Origin of the sequence: Ruminococcus hominis, assembly GCF_014287355.1 — a bacterium.
GTDB classification, from domain to species: Bacteria; Bacillota; Clostridia; order Lachnospirales; family Lachnospiraceae; genus Schaedlerella; species Schaedlerella hominis.
The window spans coordinates 1,482,684-1,504,861 of sequence record NZ_JACOPE010000001.1; the positions used below are offsets into that span (position 1 = coordinate 1,482,684).

Here is a 22,178-nt window from a genome sequence, read left to right on the forward strand (position 1 = left end):
AAACCAATGCTTCCGAACAGAACAGGATGATAAAGTGTTGTAAGTATGTATACAACAGTACGTTGGAGGATTGAAAATGAAAAAAGTAGTAAAATTTGGTGGAAGTTCACTGGCAAGCGCAGAACAGTTTAAGAAAGTCGGAAAGATTATTCGTGCGGATGAATCAAGAAAATTTGTGGTTCCGTCTGCACCAGGAAAAAGATTTTCAAATGATATAAAAGTAACAGACATGTTATACAGCTGTTATGGAGCGGCGATCCGAGAGAAAAAATTTGTAAATCAATTAGACGATATTCATGCACGATATCAGGAAATCATAGAAGGACTGAATCTGACATTATCTTTAGATAAAGAGTTTGAAACGATCCGTGAAGATTTTGGAAAGAAAATCGGCAGAGAGTATGCAGCGTCAAGAGGCGAATTTTTAAATGGTAAGATTATGGCAGCATATCTCGGATTTGAATTTGTTGATGCAGCAGAAGTAATCCGATTTAACGAAGATGGGACATTTGATGATGACACTACAAATGAATTGCTTGCAGAAAGACTGAAAGAATCAAAAGGGGCTGTAATCCCTGGATTCTACGGAGCAACTGAAGCTGGAAGAATTGTTACATTTTCAAGAGGCGGTTCTGATATTACAGGTTCACTTGTTGCACTGGCTGTTTCAGCAGATTTGTATGAGAACTGGACGGATGTATCAGGATGCTTGATTGCAGATCCAAGAATTGTAAAAAATCCAAAGCCAATTGATACAATTACATACAAAGAACTTAGAGAGTTGTCATATATGGGAGCAAGTGTATTACATGAAGATGCCATTTTCCCAGTAAGAAAAGTAGGAATCCCTATCAATATTCGTAATACAAACGCACCGGAAGATAAAGGTACGCTGATTGTAGAGGGAACATGCAGACAGCCTAAATATACAATTACAGGAATTGCAGGTACAGATGGTTTTGCTTCTGTAACAATTGAAAAAGCAATGATGAACTCAGAAATTGGATTTTGTCGTAAGGTACTGCAAGTGTTTGAAGATAATGATATTTCTATCGAACATATGCCATCAGGAATCGATACAATGACAATTTTTGTACACAAAGATGAATTTGAAGAGAAAGAACAGAAAGTACTTTCAGAGATTCATAAGGCGGTTAAACCAGATCACATTGAGTTAGAATCAGATTTGGCATTGATTGCAATTGTTGGACGTGGTATGCGTGCAACACGCGGAACAGCAGGTCGTATTTTCTCTGCATTGGCACATGCACATATCAATGTAAAGATGATCGATCAGGGTTCAAGCGAGCTTAACATCATCGTCGGTGTAAGACATGATGATTTTAAAAATGCAATTCGTGCTTTATATGAAATTTTCGTTGAAACACGAATTTAATACAATTAAGGTGGGATATTGAGAAATGAATATTTTGTTCTTTTTGAAGCCGAAGAATGACGTGGCATATATTTATGACTACTGTACACTTCGGCAGGTGTTGGAAACGATGGAATTTCACAAATATGCAAGTATTCCAATGCTGAATAAAGAAGGCGAATATGTTGGGACAATGACAGAAGGGGATCTTCTTTGGGGAATTAAGAACTATACTGATTTGAATGTAAAGAAATCAGAAACAATCTTTATTAAGGATTTTCCACGTAGGGCAGACTATGATGTAGTACGTGCAGATTCTGATATGGAAGATTTGATAAAGAAAGCAATGAATCAAAATTTTGTTCCGGTTGTAGATGACCAGAATAAATTCATAGGAATTATAACAAGAAAGAGCATCATCGAGTATTGTTTTGAAAATATGAAGCAGATGGAAGAAGCCAACTAAAAACGGAAGAACTTTTGATAAAAAAGCTAAAGAATTTTACAGAACGCTAGAAAAGAATTGACAGAGATTGTGAAAATAGTGTATATTAATATCGTTGTCACATAAGTGGCAACGATATATGCTGCCTTGGCGCAGTCGGTAGCGCGTCGCCTTGGTAAGGCGGAGGCCGGGGGTTCAAGTCCCCTAGGCAGCTTTGAACTTAGTCCCGAAAGCACTGATGTATGCGGTGCTTCCGGGGCTTTTTGGATTTTGAAATAGAATTCGTAGGAAAACAATTAAATATATAGTAAAAAATACAGTGCGCAAGCTGTGTCAAAGCCTGAGCACTGTATCTTTTTTGTAGAAATTATTATAATTTTTCAGAATCTAAAATAATTGTAAACGGGCCATCGTTTATGAGAGAAATCTTCATGTCTGCACCAAAGCTTCCAGTTTGTACAATGCCAACTTGTTCCTTGCACTTGGAGATAATATATTCGTAGAGTGCGTTTGCTTTGTCTGGATTGCCGGCATCTATAAAACTCGGACGATTGCCTTTTTTGCAATTTGCGTAAAGGGTAAATTGTGAAATTAAAAGAAGTTCTCCGTCGACATCTGCTAAGGATAGGTTTGTCTTTCCATTTTCATCTTCAAAAATACGAAGCCCGATTAATTTGCGGATTAATTTATCAGCAATTTCTTCCGTGTCTGATTCAGCTACACCAATTAAAACCATAAAGCCCTTTCCAATCTGTCCAATGACCGTACCATCAACAGAAACAGAAGATTCGGTAACTCTTTGTATTACAAATCTCATCTTAAATAAATCCTCCTTGGATAAAAATAAAGCGTTGAATTTATTTTATCGTGTGCTGTAAAAAAAGTCTATAAAAACATGAAACATTTTGTTGCAAAATATAATTTGTAAGTAAGTAAAATGCTAAGCGATTGTCCTAAAAATAAAAGGCTTTTGTAAGCCAGAAAGATATGGTGAGCATATGGAACATTTCGAACGAAACCAACTTATTCCTCTTCGTGATGCATTAAATTCTTTGATGAAATTTGTAAGGGAAATACCGAGTGTCGGAATTCCGCAATTTTATTGTTTTCTGGATTACATGAAGAACAACATTGAAATCTATTTATACGCCCCGATGGATGCAAATGAATGGGAAACGTTATTTTTGCGTTTAAAAGACATCTTGATCCGGGATTGGCGAGAAGCCAATCATAGCGTATGGGGAATTCCTGCTTTTGATTTATTGATAGGTGAACGTGAAAATAAAACAGAACTTTGTTTAGAATTCCTTCAATTAGTCTCGGTTATAGACGGGTTTTTCTGAAAATCATCTTGCTGTCATATCTGATTTATGGTAAAATCAATTGCAGATTTTACGATAGTAGGAGGCAACTATGGAGAACGAAACTGTTTCAAAAAACTTTATAGAACAGGAAATAGATAAAGATCTGGCGGAAGGTGTATATGATCATGTGTGTACACGATTCCCACCGGAGCCGAATGGATATTTGCATATTGGACATGCGAAATCTATTTTGCTGAACTATGGATTAGCGCAGGAATATGATGGGGAATTTCACATGCGTTTTGATGATACGAATCCGACAAAAGAGAAGATGGAATTCGTAGATTCGATCAAAGAAGATATCAAATGGCTAGGAGCTGACTGGAAGCAACATTTATATTTTGCATCAGATTATTTTGATCAGATGTATGATTGCGCAGTGAAATTGATAAAAAAAGGAAAAGCATATGTGTGTGATCTGACAGCGGAAGAGATCCGTCAGTATAGAGGAACTTTAACTGAAGCTGGAAAAGAAAGTCCATACCGCAACAGAAGTGTAGAAGAGAATCTTCAGTTGTTTGAAGAGATGCGTGATGGCAAGTATGAAGATGGAACAAAAGTACTTCGTGCTAAGATTGACATGGCATCACCAAATATTAACATGAGAGACCCTGTTATTTATCGTGTTGCACATATGACGCATCACAATACAGGAGATAAGTGGTGTATTTATCCGATGTACGATTTTGCACATCCAATTGAGGATGCAATCGAAGGAATCACACATTCTATTTGTACATTGGAGTTTGAAGATCACAGACCATTGTATGATTGGGTAGTAAGAGAATGTGAATTTACTATGCCGCCAAGACAGATTGAGTTTGCAAAATTATATCTGACAAATGTAGTGACTGGTAAGCGTTATATTAAGAAGCTGGTAGAAGACAAGATTGTAGATGGCTGGGATGATCCACGTCTTGTGTCCATTGCAGCACTTAGAAGAAGAGGATTTACACCGGAATCAATTAAGATGTTTATTGAAATGTGCGGAATTTCAAAGGCACAGAGTTCGGTTGATTATGCAATGTTAGAGTATTGTATCCGTGAAGATCTGAAGTTGAAAAAATCTCGAATGATGGCAGTATTAGATCCTATCAAACTTGTTATCGATAATTATCCAGAAGGACAGATTGAATATCTGGACGTACCTAACAATCTTGAAAATGAGGAGCTTGGAACAAGAAAAGTACCATTCTGCCGTGAACTTTATATTGAACGAGATGACTTTATGGAAGAACCACCGAAGAAATATTTCCGACTCTTTCCAGATAATGAAGTCCGCCTGATGTCAGCATATTTTGTTAAATGTGTTGGATATGAGAAGGATGAAGATGGTAATGTTACAGTTGTACATTGTACTTATGATCCGGAAACAAAGAGTGGAAGCGGCTTTACAGGAAGAAAAGTGAAAGGAACAATTCACTGGGTAGCAGCGCCAACAGCTCAAAAAGCAGAAGTGAGATTGTATGAGAATCTTGTTGATGAAGAGAAGGGTGTATATAACAAAGAAGATGGTTCTTTGAACTTGAATCCAAATTCATTGACAATTTTAAAAGAATGCTATGTAGAACCAAGTTTTCAGGATGCGAAAGCATATGATAGCTTCCAGTTCGTACGAACAGGTTACTTCTGTATTGATGCGAAGGATTCAACAACAGAGAATCTGGTGTTTAACCGCATTGTTTCATTGAAGAGTTCATTTAAACTTCCAAAGAAATAAGGTTTATGAATGAATTAACAATTAGCTTACAGCCAAAATCAGGCAAACCATTATATGAACAGATTTATTTATATATCAAAGAAGATATTCAGAACGGACGTATGAAGAGCAGCGAGAAACTGCCTTCAACAAGATCGTTGTGTAAATATTTAGAAGTAAGTAGAAGTACAGTGGAACTGGCATATGAACAATTACTTTCAGAAGGATATGTGAAGGCAGTACCTTATAAGGGATATTATGTAACAGATATTAAAGGATTATATCAAATTAAGAATAGTTCGAGAGAGTATCAGGAGAAAGAACAGTCGCAAAAGAGACAGTATTTGTATGATTTTACTCCCAATGGGGTGGATTTAAGAGGATTCCCTTATAATGCATGGAGAAAATTATCAAAGGAATGTTTGGCAGACGATAAAGCTGAAATGTTTCGGCTGGGAAACCCGCAGGGGGAACTGGGATTGAGAAATGCGATATGCAATTATCTACATCAGGCGAGAGGTGTTAACTGCTCGCCTGATCAGATTATTGTAGGCGCAGGAAATGATTATCTATATATGGTTCTTACAACGGTAATGGGAAATCACCATAAAATTGCATTTGAGAATCCGACTTATAAACGAGACTATCAGTTGTTTTATAATTTGTCATACGAGACATGCACGGTAGATATAGACGAACAGGGGATGGATGTTTCAAAACTGGAGCAGTCGAATGCTGACATTGCATTTGTTATGCCATCGCATCAATATCCACTTGGAATTGTTATGCCGGTAAAACGCAGACTAGAGCTCCTCCAATGGGCAGAAAAGAAAGCAGACAGGTATATTATAGAGGATGATTATGACAGTGAATTCCGTTACAAGGGGAAACCTATCCCAGCATTACAAGGATATGATAATCATGAAAAAGTAATTTATGTGGGAACCTTTTCGAAATCTATAGCACCTGCAATACGTGTAAGTTATATTGTATTACCTCGCATATTACTTCAACAATATTGGGAAAAAAGCGGATTTTTAAATTCAACTGTTTCAAAAGTGGATCAGCTTATATTACAGAAATTTATTGAAGAAGGATATTATGAGCGGCATTTGAACAAGACAAGAGCCCTATACAAAGGGCGTCATGACAGATTGCTTGCATCATTAAAATGTCTCAGAACGCAGTTTGATATTTCAGGAGAAAATGCAGGAGTGCATTTGTTACTACATTGTAAGAATAAAATGTCGGAGACAGAGTTGATTCAAAGAGCAGCGGATAAAGACGTGAAAGTGTACGGATTGTCAGAATACTATGTTAAACAACAGATGCAAAAACAGGCTACGATTCTTCTTGGATATGCAAATATGCAGGAGAAAAGTATTGTTGAGGCAGTGCGATTGTTAAAAGAAGCATGGACAGAAAAAGACGCATAAAGTAAGTTCTTTTCTTACTTTATGCGTCTTTTTTCATAATTAAAGGTTTTCATCTCTTTTTAAAGAAACATATTCCCGTTCTTTCACTGGCTGAAGATCGTTGTCTAAATCAAAATCGTCTTCTTCAAAAATATCATTTTCTGTATGCTCATGTGAAAAGTACTTTTTGAAAGCATAAACGGAAATACCAATACCTATTCCGGTAAGCAGACATCTAGAAAGCAATTTTATAAATTTATTCATGGTTTTGATCCCCTTTCAATCAGAAATAATCTTGAATCTTAATGTATTTTAATACTTTTTGGGGTAAAATACAATTCTTTCTTGGATTTTCTGCATAAGAGAATTTGCCCAAGCTTAAAAATCGTGCTATAATATGCGGTATTATACAAGGCAGATGAACTTAACAGGAGGAGAATGATGAATCATCCAGCGGTGAAAAAAGCGAAAAATAAAATACTGGAAATTGTCTTCAGCCGTACAGCATTAGTTTTATTATTGATTTTACTACAACTGGGAGCAATGTTTGTACTGTCTACAATTCTGCGGGATTATGCGGTATATGTGTATTCATTAGAGCTGATTGCTCAGATCTTAATTGTCGTATATATCATAAATGATAAAACATGTCCGGAATTTACATGCACATGGATGCTATTGATTTTAATCTTTCCTGTATTTGGATGTTTGTTTTATGTTTATGTAAAACTTGAACTTGGAACGAGGATGTTTGGCAAACGGTTATGTGATGTTCAGATGGAAACCTGGCCGTATTTGAAACAACAAAAGGAAATTGTAGAAGAATTGCAGGTTAGTAAGCCAGCCAACGCAAATCTTGCCAGATATATGGCGAATCAGCTGCATTACCCAACATATCGCAATACAAAAGCAATGTATTTTAGTTGCGGAGAAGAAAAATTTCCGGAGCTTTTAAAACAGTTGAAAATGGCTCAAAAATATATTTTTTTAGAGTATTTTATTGTCGCGGAAGGATATATGTGGGAATCAATACTTGAGATTTTGAAGCAGAAAGTGGCAGAGGGCGTAGAAGTTCGTTTTATGTATGATGGTATGTGCAGCATTTCTCTGCTTCCATACAAATATCCGGAGGAAATCCAACGCTATGGTATTAAATGTAAAATGTTTAGTCCAATCCGACCGGTTTTGTCAACCGTACAGAATAACCGTGATCATCGTAAGATTTGTGTTATTGATGGAAAGGTAGGATTTACAGGCGGAATTAACCTTGCAGATGAGTATATAAATAAAAAAGAACGTTTTGGCTATTGGAAAGATACAGCTGTCATGCTTCAAGGTGATGCGGTGCAGAGTTTGACAATGATGTTTTTACAGATGTGGAATGCAACGGAGCTGCTTCCGGAACAGTATGAATCATATTTGACAGACATGTCAACAGAACTGAAAAGAGAATTAGGGTTTGTTATTCCATATGCAGATAGTCCATATGATCATGAAAATGTTGGTGAAGAAGTTTATTGCCATATTTTAAATCATGCCAAGAAATATGTGCATATTATGACGCCATATCTAATACTGGATCGCGAAATGCTAGATGCTTTATGCCGCGCTGCAAAAAGTGAAATCGATGTAAAAATTATTATGCCACATATTCCGGATAAGTGGTATGCATTTGCGGTGGCAAAGACATACTATGAAGAACTTATCGAAGCCGGAGTGAAAATATATGAGTTTACGCCAGGTTTTGTACATGCAAAAATATTTGTGTCCGATGATGATACAGCAACAGTTGGAACGATTAACTTGGATTATCGTAGTTTGTTTCTTCATTTTGAGTGCGGGACATTTATTTATAATAATCCAATCGTACATGATGTGGAGGCAGATTTCCAAAAGACATTGACGCAATGCGAAAGGGTATCAGTTGCAGATGTTAAAAAAATAAGTCCGTTTATGTTTATTTGTGGACGAGTATTGCGGTTAATTGCACCATTAATGTAAAAACCAGCAAAATTTCGTAAAAAAGATTTTACTTTGTTTGAAAAATATAGTATAATTCATTAGGTGGCTCATTAATAAGAGTACCTAATAAGAATTAAAAAGTTCAAATACGCAGGAGGATTTGATATGGTTAAAGCAGTGGTTGGAGCGAACTGGGGCGATGAAGGAAAAGGTAAGATTACCGATATGCTCGGAAAAGAATCAGATATTATCGTTCGTTTTCAGGGAGGAGCTAATGCAGGACATACAATCGTGAATGATTATGGAAAGTTTGCTCTGCATACTCTGCCTTCAGGTGTGTTTTATGATCATACAACAAGTATTATTGGTAATGGAGTAGCATTAGATATTCCAAAATTATTTGGAGAGATTCAGTCTGTAATAGAAAAAGGAGTTCCGGCTCCAAAGATTCTTGTATCAGATCGTGCACAGATTGTGATGTCTTATCATAAACTGTTTGATGCTTACGAGGAAGAACGTCTGGCAGGAAAATCATTTGGATCTACAAAATCAGGAATCGCACCTTTTTATTCAGATAAGTATGCTAAGATTGGTTTCCAGGTAAGTGAATTGTTTGATGATGATTTGCTTAAAGAAAAAGTTGTTCGAATCGCAGAACAGAAAAATGTATTGTTGGAGCACTTATATCATAAACCATTATTGAATCCAGATGATTTATATAACGAATTGATGGAATATAAGAAAATGGTAGAACCATATGTATGTAATGTATCGTTGTTCCTTCATAATGCAATTAAAGAAGGAAAAAATATTCTTCTTGAAGGACAGCTGGGATCATTGAAAGATCCAGATCATGGAATTTACCCAATGGTTACATCATCTTCTACACTGGCTGCATATGGTGCAATCGGTGCAGGAATTCCACCATATGAAATTAAACAGATTATCACTGTATGTAAAGCATATTCGAGTGCTGTAGGAGCAGGTGCTTTTGTAAGTGAGATTTTTGGTGATGAAGCAGATGAATTGAGAAAACGCGGCGGAGATGGCGGTGAATTTGGAGCTACTACAGGTCGTCCAAGACGTATGGGATGGTTTGACTGTGTTGCTTCTAAATATGGATGCAGAATGCAGGGAGCAACAGATGTTGCATTTACAGTTTTAGATGTACTTGGATATCTTGAAGAGATTCCGGTTTGCGTTGGATATGAGATTAACGGAGAAGTGACGACAGAATTTCCTGTAACACATTTGCTTGAGAAAGCAAAACCAGTATACAAAGTGCTTCCAGGCTGGAAAGAAGATATTCGTGGTATCAAAAAATATGAGGATCTTCCGGAAAACTGCCGTAAATACATTGAATTTATTGAGGAACAGATTGGATATCCAATCACTATGGTTAGCAACGGACCAGGACGAGATGATATTATTTATAGAAATAAATAAGAATGCAAAAAGTGTCAGAAGTTTTTCTGGCACTTTTTTTGCGGGGAAATGTGCGTTAATATTCTTATAAAAAATAATTTCCGGCATATTTTTATTGTTCGGCTAATATAATGATAGAGCTGAAGTAAAAAGGAGGAGATGTTGATATGCAGCAAAACAGCATGAAAATTAAACAAAAACAAAAAGTCATTTCAACAGAAGAATATTTAATGAAAAAGGGATTGCTTTACCAAAATCGATCGGAAGAGCAAATAAAATCCATAACAATACCTCAAAACTGTATTGTTATGGAATTAGAAATGTTATATGTGTAAAAAAATTATTTTTCAGGAGAATCATCGGAATGCTTTGCTAAACGATAAATTAGAATATAAGCATATAATAAAACTGGTAAGATAATTGTGGAAGCAATAGCTGCTTTTAATAAATCTGATGTATAAGCTGAGTCAATCAGTGCCAATATTAAGGTGCAGATATAAAGTCCGGCTAAGAGGATGGCACCTATCAGAGCAAATATCCGAGTTAATTTGTGCATAGAATCAATCCTTTCTAAAAAGTACTGTAAGCATTATAGCTGAATTATTAAGAAAATACAAACAATTTCTGGGTATTATGAAGAATGTTTAAACGATAAAAGAAATATTTTAGTTGCAAATCATTGTGAATTGACATAGAATATTAAAAGACGAGTTATTACTTAGATAAAGGAGTTAAATACGATGAGCGATAAAAGTTTATTAGAACAGTGGAGAGCTACTGCATATGATCAGAGCTTAAGCAAAACAGAATTAGAAAATTTCTGGAGTAAATATTTTACAATTGAGAAAGATATTTATGTAGAACTTTTAAAGAATCCAGACGAAGAGGTTCGTGGAACTTTAAAAGAGGTGGCAGCAAAATATGGACAGGATGTTATGACAATGGTTGGATTCTTGGATGGAATCAATGACAGCTTAAAAGTTGCCAATCCAATTGAGACAATGACAGAAGACACTGAAATTAATTTAGTATTCGATAAAGAATTACTTTATAAGAATATGATTGATGCAAAAGCAGACTGGCTGTATGGATTGCCACAGTGGGATGATATTTTTGATGAAGAAACAAAGAAACGTCTTTACAGAGAACAAAAACAGTCAGGAACAATCCGTAAAGAGAAAAAAATCGGAAGAAATGATCCATGTCCATGTGGAAGTGGAAAAAAATATAAAAAATGTTGTGGACGTAATATCTAATTGTGCATAATATGATGTGAATTAAGACATAATAAGAGGGAGTTCAAAAAAAGGAGGAACTTTTATTATGCCAGATTTAAGATGTACCGTACAGACATGTGTACACAATCAGAAATTTTTATGTGACCTGGATAGCATTGAAGTTGGAGGTCATGATGCCAGAACAACAAGTGAAACTTGTTGCGACAGTTTTCAGGAACGGACAGGAGATTCATATTCCAATTCCAGCATGACAGGTCAGGCTTCAGATTTGACAAAGATTGACTGTAAGGCAACAGAGTGTATGTATAACGAACATTGTGCCTGCCATGCAGGGAAAATCAGCGTAGAAGGAAGTAATGCATGTGATTGTGATGGAACAGAATGTGCGACATTTACGTGCGTTTGCTAAAATGATAAGTATGATTAATCCAGGAAGAAATTCCTGGATTTTTTATTGCACAGAAAATTCCATTTCCTAGTATTTGACATATTTGATGTTATACTGTTGTTGACGTAATATCTTTGCCGCGTTATAATCTTCTTAATGCATAAAAATAAAGATTTCATGAAAGAAAGGGTGACAATACGCTATGGATCAGTCAGCTGAGAAAGAAAAAGATGTCACAAAAAAAGACGATAAAGTGAAAGAAAAAGAAAAGAAAAAGTCGGTTGAGAACAGCGGGTATTATATTAATAGACCTAAATTTGGAAACAATGGACCTTCAAAATTGAAACAACAATTTAGTCAGGGGCTAACCCTACTGTTGGTAGTTATAGTCTGCCTTTTGATTTATTTTGCACTTTTACGATTGGAAAGGATTTCAAATGTTATTTATCTTGTTTTGGGAATACTTAAGCCTATAATATATGGGTTTGCAATTGCGTATCTTTTAAACCCAATTGTAAAAAAAGTAGATGAATATTTGATTCCACATATCAATAAACATTTTCCAAATAGTAAAAAAGCAGCGCAGATTTCAAGAGGTACAGGTATATTTGTTGCGGTTGTTTTGTTGATTTCAATTATTACAGCACTGTGCAATATGATGCTTCCGGAATTATATAAGAGTATTTGGAACATGGTGTCCACAGTTCCGAGCCAGTTGAATACAGCAGTTGATCAAATTACAAAGATGATGTCAAAAGATACTACTACCGGACAGCTTTTTACAAATGTACTCATGCAGGCGACGGATTTTATTCAAAATTGGATGAAGACAGATTTATTAGAACAAGTTAATGTTGTAATGTCTAACCTGACAGTTGGAGTGATTAATGTTGTAAAAGAATTGTTTAACGGAATTATTGGAATCATCATTTCTGTTTATGTGCTTTGGGGAAAAGAAGTATTTTCCCAGCAGGCAAAAAAGATAGTTTACGCGATTTTCAAACCAAATTCTGCGAATATGATCTTGCATCTGACGATTAAAAGCAATGAAATCTTTGGCGGATTTATTATCGGGAAGATCATAGACTCTGTTATTATTGGAATATTATGCTTTATTGGTCTGAGTATATTAAAGATGCCATACGCATTACTTGTCAGTGTGATTGTAGGTGTTACAAATGTAATTCCGTTTTTTGGTCCATATATAGGGGCGATACCGAGTGCGATTTTGATCACTCTTTCAAATCCGATAAAGGGTCTGTACTTTTTAATTTTTATTTTGATTTTACAACAGATAGATGGAAATATTATCGGACCTAAAATTATCGGAAATTCGACAGGTCTGTCGGCTTTTTGGGTTGTGTTTTCGATTTTGTTAGGAGGAGGTTTGTTTGGAATACCAGGAATGATTCTTGGTGTGCCTACATTTGCAGTATTGTCTTATATTGTGACAATGCTTATAAACCATAATCTGGAGAAAAAGAATCTGCCGATAGAGGCATCGTGTTATGATGAGTTGAGTTATGTGGACACAGACGGGACATACGTTCATTCTGACAGAAATGAATTTAAAAAATATAAAGGGGAATAGAAATGCCAATTCGAGTACAAAATGATTTACCGGTAAAAGAAATACTGGAACAAGAAAATATATTTGTAATGGATGAATATCGTGCGGCACATCAGCAGATACGTCCAATCAGCATCGGACTTTTGAATCTGATGCCATTAAAGGAGGATACGGAACTTCAGATACTGCGGTCGTTGTCTAATACACCGTTGCAGGTTGACGTGACATTTGTGAGAGTTAGCAGCCATGTTTCTAAAAATACTTCAACCAGTCATATTTATAAATTTTATGAGTCGTTTGAAAGTATTAAGAATAAAAAATTTGATGGATTTATTATTACAGGGGCACCGGTAGAGCAGATGCCGTTTGAAGAGGTTGACTACTGGGAAGAATTAAAAGAAATTATGGAGTGGACGAAAACAAATGTTACATCAACACTTCATTTATGCTGGGGAGCGCAGGCTGGAATTTATTATCACTATGGGATTGATAAGGTGATGTTATCGGAAAAGAAGTTTGGTGTGTTCCCGCATCATGTACGTGATCGTAAGATTCCGCTGGTACGTGGGTTTGATGATATATTTTATGCACCACATTCCAGACATACTGAGGTTCCTTTAAAAGAACTGGAGGCCGATGACCGTATTAGAATCCTTGCTGATTCAGATGAGGCAGGTGTTTTCTTGTGTATGGCAGAAGAGGGAAAACAGGTTTTTGTTATGGGACATCCTGAATATGATCGTATGACATTGGATACAGAGTATAAGCGAGACTGCGCAAAAGGATTGGATATCCAGATACCAATCAACTATTATCCGGATAATAATCCGGACAATAAACCAAATTTGCTGTGGAGATCGCACGCAAATACTTTATATAGTAACTGGCTGAATTATTACGTATATCAGGTGACTCCATATAATCTGTACGGAGCACCGGATTTTAGCTAAGAGTGTATAAAAACAAGATAAGAGTATTACGAGGAAAATATAATGGAAGATACATATTTTTCAGATAAGGTAAATGCATTAAAAACAGGTGTATTTGCCACGCTGAATCAAAAGAAAGCAGAACTTATCCGGAGAGGAAGAAAAGTGTATAACTTATCGGTCGGAACACCTGATTTTCCACCGGCACCGCATATTATGAAAGCAATGGAGGATGCATGCAAGAATCCGGAGAATTATAAATATTCATTGGAAGACAGGCCGGAATTGTTAGAGGCACTTCAATTTCATTATAAACGTCGTTTTAATGTGAATGTTGAAAAAGATGAAATTACTTCAGTAAATGGTTCACAAGAAGGCATGGCACATATAGGAATGGTTTTGTGTAATCCGGGAGATACAATCCTTGTGCCAAATCCAGGGTATCCATTGTTTGAAACAAGTGGAATGATGGCTGATGCAAAGATAGAGTATTATCCGATTAAAGAGGAAAATGGGTATCTGCCAGACTTGGATGCAATACCGGAAGAGATACTTGCGCGGACAAAATATATGATTGTATCTTATCCGTTAAATCCTGTATGTGTATGTGCGCCGGATGAATTTTATGAACGCCTGATAATATTTGCAAAAGAGCATGACATTATTATCATTCATGATAATGCTTATTCCGATATTATTTATACACGAAAACAAGGACGATCCTTTTTATCGTTTGCTGGTGCAAAAGAGGTGGGAGTGGAGTTTTATTCTTTGTCAAAGTCTTTTAATCTGACAGGAGCAAGAATCTCTTTTGTGGTAGGAAATAAGCAGATTATAAATAAATTAAAGGTTTTTCGTTCACAGATAGATTATGGAGTGTTTCTTCCTGTTCAATATGCAGCAATTGCGGCATTGACAGGACCGCTTGATGTGGTAGAAGAACAACGTCAGGAGTATGAAAAGCGAAATAAAATGCTTTGTGGTGGTTTACGCTCAATTGGGTGGGATGTACCGGATAGCCAAGGCACGATGTTTGTGTGGGCAAAAATTCCGGAAAAATATAAATCATCTGTTGAATTTTGCCTGGATTTAATGGAGAAAACAGGCGTTATTGTTACACCTGGAAATGCTTTTGGCAGTAGAGGGGAAGGTTATGTGAGAATGGCTTTGGTAGTTGGCGAAGAAACGATTTCAGAGTTGTTATCAGTGTTGGAAGAATCAAATATATTTTCAAAATAGATACAAAATATTTACAAGAAAAATATTTAATACGTTAGATGGGAGAATGGCAGTATGCAGCGAATTGCAAAATTTCATAAAGTAAGTGAAGAAAGATTCGTAAATGACTGGAAGGATACTTTTGAGGAAACAAGTGAAGCAGAGATTAAAAAAATCTATGAGGATATCTCGTTACCTAAAAGAGCAACTGCAGGTTCGGCAGGATACGATTTCTACGCACCGATGGATATTTGTCTTCAGCCAGGCGAGACAATAAAGATTCCAACAGGCGTTCGAGTTGAGATGGAACCAAATTGGGTTTTGAAATGTTATCCTAGAAGTGGACTTGGATTCAAATTCCGTTTACAGTTAAATAATACGGTTGGCATTATCGATAGTGATTATTTTTATTCGGATAATGAAGGACATATTTTTGCAAAGCTTACGAATGATACAAATGAAGGTAAGACAGTACAGATTTCAGCGGGAAATGGTTTTATGCAGGGGATATTTGTTGAATATGGAATTACAGTAGATGATGATGTAACAGATATTCGAAATGGTGGATTTGGAAGTACTACAAAATAGAAAATAGATCGACTGTTGCAAAATAGTGATGCAACAGTCGATTTTTTAATTTTTATTGATTTTTATATAGCTTCTTCCGGTGATCGTGCGATTGAAAATAAGAAAACATGCGACGATGATACAACCGATAACAAAACCTATAATATTAAAACAAGCTGTCATAATTAAAAGAATTAAACGCATGAATTTTAATGCATAACCAAGTTCGTAATTGGGCTGGGTGTAGTCTGCTACAGCAACAAAAGCCATGTATAGCATTACTTCGGAATTAAACCAGCCGGATTGTACTGAAAATTCTCCCATTACGATACCGGCAATCACACTAAGTGGAGTACTTAGCATACTGGGTGTATTTAAGGCTGCAAGCCGTAAGCCATCAATCGATAATTCTAAGATTAAAAATTGATAAAAGAGGGCAATGTTTACAGTATCTTGTACCACGACAAAGGAAAAAATATCAGGGAGCAATTCTAAATTTTGCATAAACAACAAAAATACCGGAGTTAAAAATACAGTTCCAAAAGAAATCAATGCACGTGAAAATTTCAGATAGATACCGGTGATTTTTGGAAAATAGTAATCATTTGCTTCTTCTACCATATCAAAGACGGAAGTTGGCAAAATCATTGCCGAAGGAGAATTGTCGACTAGAATTACAACTTTTCCTTCTAAAATACAGGCGGCAGCAGTATCAGGACGTTCAGAGAACTTAAATTTGGGAAAAGGGTTAAACCATTTCCGCCTGAACATTGCTTCAGCAAGGCTTTGCTGATTCATGCGAAGATCATCTACTTGCATATTTTTGAGGATGTTTTTGATTTCTTCAAGTAAGGGCTGGTTAACCCGGTCTTTCATATAGCAAATTGCGATATCTGTCCGAGAAGTCTGACCACCCTCTGTAATTTCCATAATAAGGTGGGGATCACGGATTCTTCTTCGGATTAAAGCTGTGTTAAATACAATTGTTTCAACAAAACCATCACGTGAGCCACGAAGAGATTTGTCCTTTTCTGGTTCGTCAACATTTCTAGAAGGGTATGTTCTGCAATCAATTGCAAAGCAGAAAGAATATCCTTCTATAAATAAACATGTTATTCCTGAAAGAACATCTCTTATAATTTCATCGTAATCCTGTATGATGTCTATTTCTGCGTGTGGAATAAAGCATTCTGCAAATAATGTGGCATCAGAGGGGAGTTCATCTGGTTTTAATTTGTATAAAGAATCCAGTATCTTTAACAGAGTTTCATCTTTGGTAAAACCATCAATAAAATAGAAGACTGCTTGTTTGTCTGCGATTTTGATACTGCGGCGGATTATATCAAAACTTTCATGGATTGGAAGTGTTGTATCCATATATTTAATGTTTTCATAAAACGATGAAGTCATTTGTCCTTGAAATTTAGTAATCATAATATAAGCCTCTTTCTTTTGATTCATTACAGTAACTATAGAATCCCCTCAGCACAAAAGAATTATTCGCTGTCTTTACATTTTGTAAAAGGTCTGTTATGCTTTATGAGAAGGATATTAAGAAATATTAAAAATCATGCTAAAAAAATAATTTATATATTGACATTTTGGGTGAAGTGTGATAAATTAATATCTGCATGAGGCAAAAGAAAGAAGAGTATCCACTCTCACCATAGCACAAGTAAGTGACTATTGGTTTGATATTGATGATTTTATCTTTTGAAAGATAGATGTATTGATTCGGGTGGAGCAGATTCACTCGATTTTTTTGTTTCAAAAATATGTTTCGCAAACAAACAACCTAAAGGAAATTCATTTGACGGAGGTATACGACAATTAGCGATTTAATGATTAACGAACAGATTAGAGACAGAGAGGTTCGTCTGATTAGTGAAGACGGAGAACAGCTGGGAGTCATGTCAGCAAGAGAAGCTTTTAAGCTTGCACAGGAAGCAGAACTTGACCTTGTCAAGATTGCACCAACAGCAAAGCCACCGGTATGTAAGATTATCGATTATGGAAAATACAAATATGAGCTGACAAGAAAAGAAAAAGAAGCAAAGAAAAAACAGAAGACTGTTGAAGTTAAAGAAGTGCGTTTGTCACCGAATATCGATACAAATGATTTGAATACAAAGGTGAATAATGCGAAGAAATTCATCACAAAAGGAAATAAAGTAAAGGTTACACTTCGTTTCCGAGGAAGAGAAATGGCACATGTACAGCAGAGCAAGCATATTCTTGATGATTTTGCAGCTATGCTTGAGGATGTAGCAACAGTCGAGAAGCCGGCAAAGATGGAAGGTCGGAACATGAGCATGGTTTTAACTATAAAACGTTAAAAATAAAAAACAGAAGCAACGATAAAGGAGGAAATCATCATGCCAAAAATTAAAACAAATAGAGCGGCAGCAAAACGTTTCAAAGCAACAGGAACAGGAAAACTGAAAAGAAATAAAGCTTACAAGAGCCATATCTTAACAAAGAAGACAACTAAGAGAAAAAGAAATCTTAGAAAGTCTACAATCACAGATGCAACAAACGTAAAGAACATGAAGAAAGTTTTACCATATCTGTAAGATTTGAAAGTATTGAAGGAGGATTAAGAAATGGCACGTATTAAAGGCGGAATGAACGCAAAAAAGAAACACAATAGAACATTAAAACTTGCTAAAGGATATAGAGGAGCACGTTCAAAACAGTATAGAGTTGCAAAACAGTCTGTAATGAGAGCTCTTACATCTGCATACGCAGGAAGAAAACAGCGCAAACGTCAGATGAGACAGCTGTGGATCGCTCGTATCAATGCAGCAGCAAGAATGAATGGTCTTTCATACAGCAAATTTATGTATGGACTGAAACTCGCAGGTGTTGAGATGAACAGAAAAATGCTTGCTGAGCTTGCAGTAAACGATAAAGAAGGATTTGCAACACTTGCAGAAGTTGCTAAATCTAAACTTGCTTAATTTTAACCAGAAGAATAAAAAAGAAAGGGTTCGATTTTCGATCCCTTTCTTTTTTTATTCTGGTTTTGATAATTGCTCTACAAGCTGAAAGATGAGAGTTTGATTGCTTTTGTCTAAACGTTCATATGCACGACATAATTGATAATTTCGCTCCGACACCTGCTTGTATTCTAGTTGATATTCCAAGGTGTGACGGGCATCTGAATAACAAAGTATGTAGTCAATAGATACATCAAAAAATTTTGACAGATCAATTAAAATATCTGCTGGGAGAGAAGATGTTCCGTTTTCTATCCTGCTGATAGTTTGTTGAGAAACATTTAGCTTTGCAGCCAATTCTTCTTGAAGTATATTTCGTTCTTTTCGAAGTTCTTTTACACGATTCTGCACAATTTTACACTCCTTCATGTTATACTATCTATTTTATCCAATATTTTCCATTGTGCTATCCAAGATAGGAGTGTATACATACTCATATTTAGCGTGTAAAGAACAAATATAGGATTAATATACTACGAATCGAGAAACAAATGGTAAAATATAAATGGGTGATGAAAATGTTAAATAATACAATTGGAAAGAATATAAGACGAGTACGTGAAATAAATGATATGAATCAGGAAGAGGTTGCAGCACAATTGAATATTCGCCGACAGACGTTATCTGCATATGAGACAGGCCGCTCTGTTCCTAATATTTATATTTTACTAGAACTTGCATCGTTTTTTAGAGTATCCATTGAAGATTTGACAAGAAATGTAAAATTATAGGTTACCGGTCGCACTATGTGGGTCGGCAACCTTATATGATGTCAGTCTTGTAATGCATATGGAAAATGATGTATAATATAAACGAGTTTAATTTATCTGGTATCTATAGAAAAAGATATGATTGTTTGCGGATACCAAAATTTATATAAGTTCAAGACAGATGAGGAGGCCGGAATAAGATGGAAGAAGTGACATGGTTTTTTGAAGACGAAGATGGAAAATGTGTGGCAAGTGTGCAACTGGGAATTGATGATATGAGATATGCTGTTCAATATTTGAAAAATGATGTAGAGAATGGAAGATATATACTTGGATATACAAAGGCTGATGGTAAAAGAAGAGTTTTTAAAGGTTCTCGACAAATTGTGAATCATATGTCTGATGACAAAAAAGAAATAATTCCAGATGAAGTAGTAGAAACAGAAGTGGAAAACAAGAAGAATGAAATAGTTGAATAAAAAACGAGCAGAGAAAAAACTCTGCCCCTTTTTTGCCCCTTTTTACTAAATTAAGTAATAAAAAATCCCGAAAACGCTGCAATTATCAGTGCTTTTCGGGATAAATTAAATGCGGAAGATGGGACTTGAACCCACACAAGCGCAATGCTTACAAGATCCTTAGTCTTGCTCGTCTGCCAGTTCCGACACTTCCGCATATGGTAAATAAGTACATGTAAAATAAATAATCTATGAAATAGATGCGGAAGATGGGACTTGAACCCACACGATCGCATTGATCACAAGATCCTTAGTCTTGCTCGTCTGCCAGTTCCGACACTTCCGCTTGTTTTGTTTTCGTAGCTGTACTTACGCCACGAATAGTATAATACAATGAGTTGAGAAGAATGTCAACACATTTTTTTGACTTTTTTAAATTTTTTGAAAAATTATTGAAATTACAAAAATAAGGAAATGTTAAATAGCTAATGAATATAATAATACTGTGGGAAAATAAAAAATAAAAAAATAAAGGAAATTTGAAAGTTTTGTCGAATATAATATTATGGAGAGTATACAAAGGAGGAGATCATGTATTATTCGGAAGAGCTAATAGAAGAAATCAGAATGAAAAACGATATAGTAGATGTCATTTCCAATTATGTACGACTTCAGAAGAAAGGAAGTTCCTATTTTGGACTTTGCCCGTTTCACAATGAAAAGTCCCCGTCTTTTTCTGTAAGCAGAGACAAGCAGATGTACTATTGCTTTGGTTGTGGGGCTGGTGGGACAGTATTTACATTTCTTATGGAATATGAGAATTATTCTTTCCTTGAAGCGGTTCAATATCTTGCAGAGCGTGCAGGAGTAGAACTGCCTAAAGAAGAATATTCAAAAGAAGCAAAGGAACGATCTGATTTGAAAGCGACCTTGTTGGAAATCAATAAGATTGCTGCACAATATTATTATGTTCAGTTAAAATCTGAACGCGGTGCAGTTGCTTATGATTATTTGACAGACAGAGGACTTTCAGAAGAGACCATAAAATCTTTTGGGCTTGGATTTGCAACAAAGTATAGTAATGATCTGTACAATTATCTTAAACGTAAAGGGTATAGTGAAGAATTGATCCGTCAGGCAGGGCTGATTAATATTGATGAAAAAAATGGAGTTTATGATAAGTTTTGGAATCGTGTTATGTTTCCGATTATGGATGCAAATAGTCGAGTAATTGGATTTGGTGGCCGGGTTATGGGAGATGCAAAGCCAAAATATTTAAATTCCCCAGAAACAGCGGTTTTTGATAAAAGCAGAAATTTGTATGGGCTGAACCGGGCACGTACATCGAGAAAATCATATTTCCTTGTTTGTGAAGGTTATATGGATGTTATTTCACTTCATCAGGCAGGATTTACGAATGCAGTTGCGTCTTTAGGAACTGCGTTGACATCAGGACATGCTTCATTGATCAAACGATATGTAAGTGAAGTATATCTTACATATGATAGCGATGATGCCGGTACGCGTGCAGCACTTCGGGCAGTTCCGATTATGAGAGAAGCTGGGATTGCAGCAAAAGTTATCCGAATGGATCCATATAAGGACCCAGATGAATTTATTAAAAATTTAGGTGCAGAGGAGTTTGAAAAAAGGATTGAAAATGCCAGGAACGGCTTTATGTTCAGTTTGGAAATATTGTCAAAGAATTATGATATGGAATCTCCAGAAGAAAAAACAGCCTTTTTTCAGGAAACAGCAAAACGCTTAATAGAATTTGAGGATGAGCTGGAGCGTAATAACTATATAGAAGCTGTTGCAAAAGCATATCGCGTAAATCCAGACAGTCTTCAAAAACTTGTCACAAAGACGGCAATTAAAGAAGGTTTGGCAAGTCCTACGAAGCGCCCTAAAAATTTGAATCAAAATAAAGATTCAGTATCAAAAAAGGAAGATGGGAATAAGAGAGCACAGAAGATTTTGCTTACATGGTTGATTGACCAGCCTAAGTTGTTCCAGATAATTGAGGAGTATGTTACTCCGGAGGATTTTACAGAAACAAATTATCAAAAAGTAGCCGAATTATTATATGAGCAATATCATTTAGGAGAATTAAATCCAGCAAGAATATTGAATCATTTTACGGAAGAGGAAGAACATAGGGAAGTGGCAGCATTGTTTAATACTCGTATACGGGAGTTAACTACCGAGGAAGAAAAAGATCGTGCTATAAAAGAAACCATAATAAAAGTTAAGAATAACAGTATTGATCATCAAACAATGAATTTAAATCCAACAGATATGGTTGGGTTACAGCGACTTATGGAGTCGAAGAGAAAGCTTCAGAACATTGGAAAATTGCATATTTCTCTAGATTAAGGATAAAATAAAACAAGATATCTGTATGACGATGCAGATA

24 protein-coding genes and 3 tRNA genes are annotated in these 22,178 nt (G+C 35.8%); 21 read left to right on the forward strand and 6 right to left on the reverse strand.

The features are described 5' to 3' along the window. Positions 1 to 76: 76 nt before the first annotated feature. The 3 genes from H8S40_RS06540 to H8S40_RS06550 all read left to right on the forward strand — a co-directional run bounded on the left by H8S40_RS06540 (position 77) and on the right by H8S40_RS06550 (position 2,034). Complete coding sequence (locus tag H8S40_RS06540; protein ID WP_022076417.1) at positions 77 to 1,396, forward strand: aspartate kinase; 1,320 nt, start codon at positions 77 to 79, stop codon at positions 1,394 to 1,396. A 25-nt stretch (positions 1,397 to 1,421) separates the two neighbouring features. Beyond that, entirely contained in the window at positions 1,422 to 1,841 is a 420-nt protein-coding gene (locus H8S40_RS06545; protein ID WP_022076416.1) for a CBS domain-containing protein, read from the forward strand. 120 nt (positions 1,842 to 1,961) lie between these two features. Further along, a tRNA-Thr gene (locus tag H8S40_RS06550) sits at positions 1,962 to 2,034 on the forward strand. Between the two features lie 156 nt (positions 2,035 to 2,190). Here the strand turns inward: H8S40_RS06550 and dtd are convergent. Further along, the gene (dtd, locus tag H8S40_RS06555) at positions 2,191 to 2,637 is read right to left on the reverse strand and encodes a D-aminoacyl-tRNA deacylase (RefSeq protein WP_022076415.1); all 447 of its coding nucleotides are present in this window, start codon (positions 2,635 to 2,637) and stop codon (positions 2,191 to 2,193) included. A 181-nt stretch (positions 2,638 to 2,818) separates the two neighbouring features. Here dtd and H8S40_RS06560 point away from each other — a divergent pair, with 181 nt between their 5' ends. The 3 genes from H8S40_RS06560 (at position 2,819) to pdxR (ending at position 6,319) form a co-directional block, all read left to right on the forward strand. After that, positions 2,819 to 3,163 (forward strand): hypothetical protein, encoded by a 345-nt coding sequence (locus tag H8S40_RS06560; protein WP_022076414.1) that lies wholly within the window; start codon positions 2,819 to 2,821, stop codon positions 3,161 to 3,163. A 70-nt stretch (positions 3,164 to 3,233) separates the two neighbouring features. Further along, positions 3,234 to 4,904, forward strand: a complete 1,671-nt coding sequence (locus H8S40_RS06565; protein ID WP_022076413.1) for a glutamine--tRNA ligase/YqeY domain fusion protein — start codon at positions 3,234 to 3,236, stop codon at positions 4,902 to 4,904. Between the two features lie 5 nt (positions 4,905 to 4,909). Next, positions 4,910 to 6,319, forward strand: coding sequence for a MocR-like pyridoxine biosynthesis transcription factor PdxR (gene pdxR / locus H8S40_RS06570; RefSeq protein ID WP_118723705.1), 1,410 nt, complete (start codon positions 4,910 to 4,912; stop codon positions 6,317 to 6,319). A gap of 39 nt (positions 6,320 to 6,358) precedes the next feature. On the opposite strand, the gene H8S40_RS06575 is transcribed toward pdxR, so the two are convergent. Beyond that, positions 6,359 to 6,562, reverse strand: coding sequence for a hypothetical protein (locus H8S40_RS06575; RefSeq protein ID WP_186864887.1), 204 nt, complete (start codon positions 6,560 to 6,562; stop codon positions 6,359 to 6,361). 177 nt (positions 6,563 to 6,739) lie between these two features. On the opposite strand from H8S40_RS06575, the gene cls reads away from it, so the two are divergent. The 9 genes from cls (at position 6,740) to H8S40_RS06620 (ending at position 15,616) form a co-directional block, all read left to right on the forward strand. Then, the gene (gene cls / locus H8S40_RS06580) at positions 6,740 to 8,299 is read left to right on the forward strand and encodes a cardiolipin synthase (RefSeq protein ID WP_118723704.1); all 1,560 of its coding nucleotides are present in this window, start codon (positions 6,740 to 6,742) and stop codon (positions 8,297 to 8,299) included. Positions 8,300 to 8,425: 126 nt separating this feature from the next. After that, entirely contained in the window at positions 8,426 to 9,706 is a 1,281-nt protein-coding gene (locus H8S40_RS06585; RefSeq protein WP_118723703.1) for an adenylosuccinate synthase, read from the forward strand. A 146-nt stretch (positions 9,707 to 9,852) separates the two neighbouring features. After that, on the forward strand, positions 9,853 to 10,020 hold the full coding sequence (locus tag H8S40_RS06590) for a hypothetical protein (RefSeq protein ID WP_172696940.1): 168 nt from the start codon (positions 9,853 to 9,855) through the stop codon (positions 10,018 to 10,020). 405 nt (positions 10,021 to 10,425) lie between these two features. After that, entirely contained in the window at positions 10,426 to 10,941 is a 516-nt protein-coding gene (locus H8S40_RS06595) for an SEC-C metal-binding domain-containing protein (RefSeq protein ID WP_117988963.1), read from the forward strand. Positions 10,942 to 11,008: 67 nt separating this feature from the next. Beyond that, complete coding sequence (locus H8S40_RS06600) at positions 11,009 to 11,332, forward strand: DUF1540 domain-containing protein (RefSeq protein ID WP_118723702.1); 324 nt, start codon at positions 11,009 to 11,011, stop codon at positions 11,330 to 11,332. 181 nt (positions 11,333 to 11,513) lie between these two features. Beyond that, complete coding sequence (locus H8S40_RS06605) at positions 11,514 to 12,902, forward strand: AI-2E family transporter (RefSeq protein ID WP_118723701.1); 1,389 nt, start codon at positions 11,514 to 11,516, stop codon at positions 12,900 to 12,902. A gap of 2 nt (positions 12,903 to 12,904) precedes the next feature. Next, on the forward strand, positions 12,905 to 13,831 hold the full coding sequence (gene metA, locus H8S40_RS06610; protein WP_022074618.1) for a homoserine O-acetyltransferase MetA: 927 nt from the start codon (positions 12,905 to 12,907) through the stop codon (positions 13,829 to 13,831). A 42-nt stretch (positions 13,832 to 13,873) separates the two neighbouring features. Continuing rightward, the gene (locus H8S40_RS06615; protein ID WP_118736985.1) at positions 13,874 to 15,049 is read left to right on the forward strand and encodes an aminotransferase class I/II-fold pyridoxal phosphate-dependent enzyme; all 1,176 of its coding nucleotides are present in this window, start codon (positions 13,874 to 13,876) and stop codon (positions 15,047 to 15,049) included. A 54-nt stretch (positions 15,050 to 15,103) separates the two neighbouring features. Further along, positions 15,104 to 15,616: a dCTP deaminase/dUTPase family protein gene (locus tag H8S40_RS06620; protein WP_118736984.1), complete on the forward strand. Its 513-nt coding sequence runs from the start codon at positions 15,104 to 15,106 to the stop codon at positions 15,614 to 15,616. A 45-nt stretch (positions 15,617 to 15,661) separates the two neighbouring features. Here the strand turns inward: H8S40_RS06620 and H8S40_RS06625 are convergent, their stop codons facing one another. Continuing rightward, positions 15,662 to 17,029 carry a spore germination protein gene (locus tag H8S40_RS06625; protein WP_118723699.1) on the reverse strand — a complete coding sequence of 456 codons (1,368 nt, stop codon included), beginning with the start codon at positions 17,027 to 17,029 and terminating at the stop codon, positions 15,662 to 15,664. A gap of 407 nt (positions 17,030 to 17,436) precedes the next feature. Here H8S40_RS06625 and infC point away from each other — a divergent pair, with 407 nt between their 5' ends. From infC to rplT, 3 genes are read left to right on the forward strand one after another with little or no spacing between them, the layout of a single operon-like run. Beyond that, complete coding sequence (gene infC, locus H8S40_RS06630; protein ID WP_022076031.1) at positions 17,437 to 17,931, forward strand: translation initiation factor IF-3; 495 nt, start codon at positions 17,437 to 17,439, stop codon at positions 17,929 to 17,931. 39 nt (positions 17,932 to 17,970) lie between these two features. Further along, positions 17,971 to 18,168 carry a 50S ribosomal protein L35 gene (rpmI, locus tag H8S40_RS06635; protein ID WP_022076030.1) on the forward strand — a complete coding sequence of 66 codons (198 nt, stop codon included), beginning with the start codon at positions 17,971 to 17,973 and terminating at the stop codon, positions 18,166 to 18,168. Between the two features lie 30 nt (positions 18,169 to 18,198). After that, positions 18,199 to 18,555 carry a 50S ribosomal protein L20 gene (rplT, locus tag H8S40_RS06640; RefSeq protein ID WP_022076029.1) on the forward strand — a complete coding sequence of 119 codons (357 nt, stop codon included), beginning with the start codon at positions 18,199 to 18,201 and terminating at the stop codon, positions 18,553 to 18,555. 54 nt (positions 18,556 to 18,609) lie between these two features. Here rplT and H8S40_RS06645 read toward each other — a convergent pair whose 3' ends face one another. Further along, positions 18,610 to 18,945: a helix-turn-helix domain-containing protein gene (locus tag H8S40_RS06645; protein WP_022076028.1), complete on the reverse strand. Its 336-nt coding sequence runs from the start codon at positions 18,943 to 18,945 to the stop codon at positions 18,610 to 18,612. Between the two features lie 140 nt (positions 18,946 to 19,085). Between H8S40_RS06645 and H8S40_RS06650 the strand changes: the two genes are divergently transcribed. Continuing rightward, entirely contained in the window at positions 19,086 to 19,325 is a 240-nt protein-coding gene (locus H8S40_RS06650) for a helix-turn-helix transcriptional regulator (RefSeq protein WP_118723698.1), read from the forward strand. A gap of 179 nt (positions 19,326 to 19,504) precedes the next feature. Beyond that, positions 19,505 to 19,783: a hypothetical protein gene (locus H8S40_RS06655; RefSeq protein WP_186864888.1), complete on the forward strand. Its 279-nt coding sequence runs from the start codon at positions 19,505 to 19,507 to the stop codon at positions 19,781 to 19,783. A 110-nt stretch (positions 19,784 to 19,893) separates the two neighbouring features. Here H8S40_RS06655 and H8S40_RS06660 read toward each other — a convergent pair. Further along, positions 19,894 to 19,978, reverse strand: a tRNA-Leu gene (locus H8S40_RS06660). A 45-nt stretch (positions 19,979 to 20,023) separates the two neighbouring features. Continuing rightward, positions 20,024 to 20,108, reverse strand: a tRNA-Leu gene (locus H8S40_RS06665). A 245-nt stretch (positions 20,109 to 20,353) separates the two neighbouring features. Here H8S40_RS06665 and dnaG point away from each other — a divergent pair. Next, positions 20,354 to 22,138, forward strand: a complete 1,785-nt coding sequence (gene dnaG, locus H8S40_RS06670) for a DNA primase (protein ID WP_022075106.1) — start codon at positions 20,354 to 20,356, stop codon at positions 22,136 to 22,138. The last annotated feature ends 40 nt before the right edge of the window (positions 22,139 to 22,178 follow it).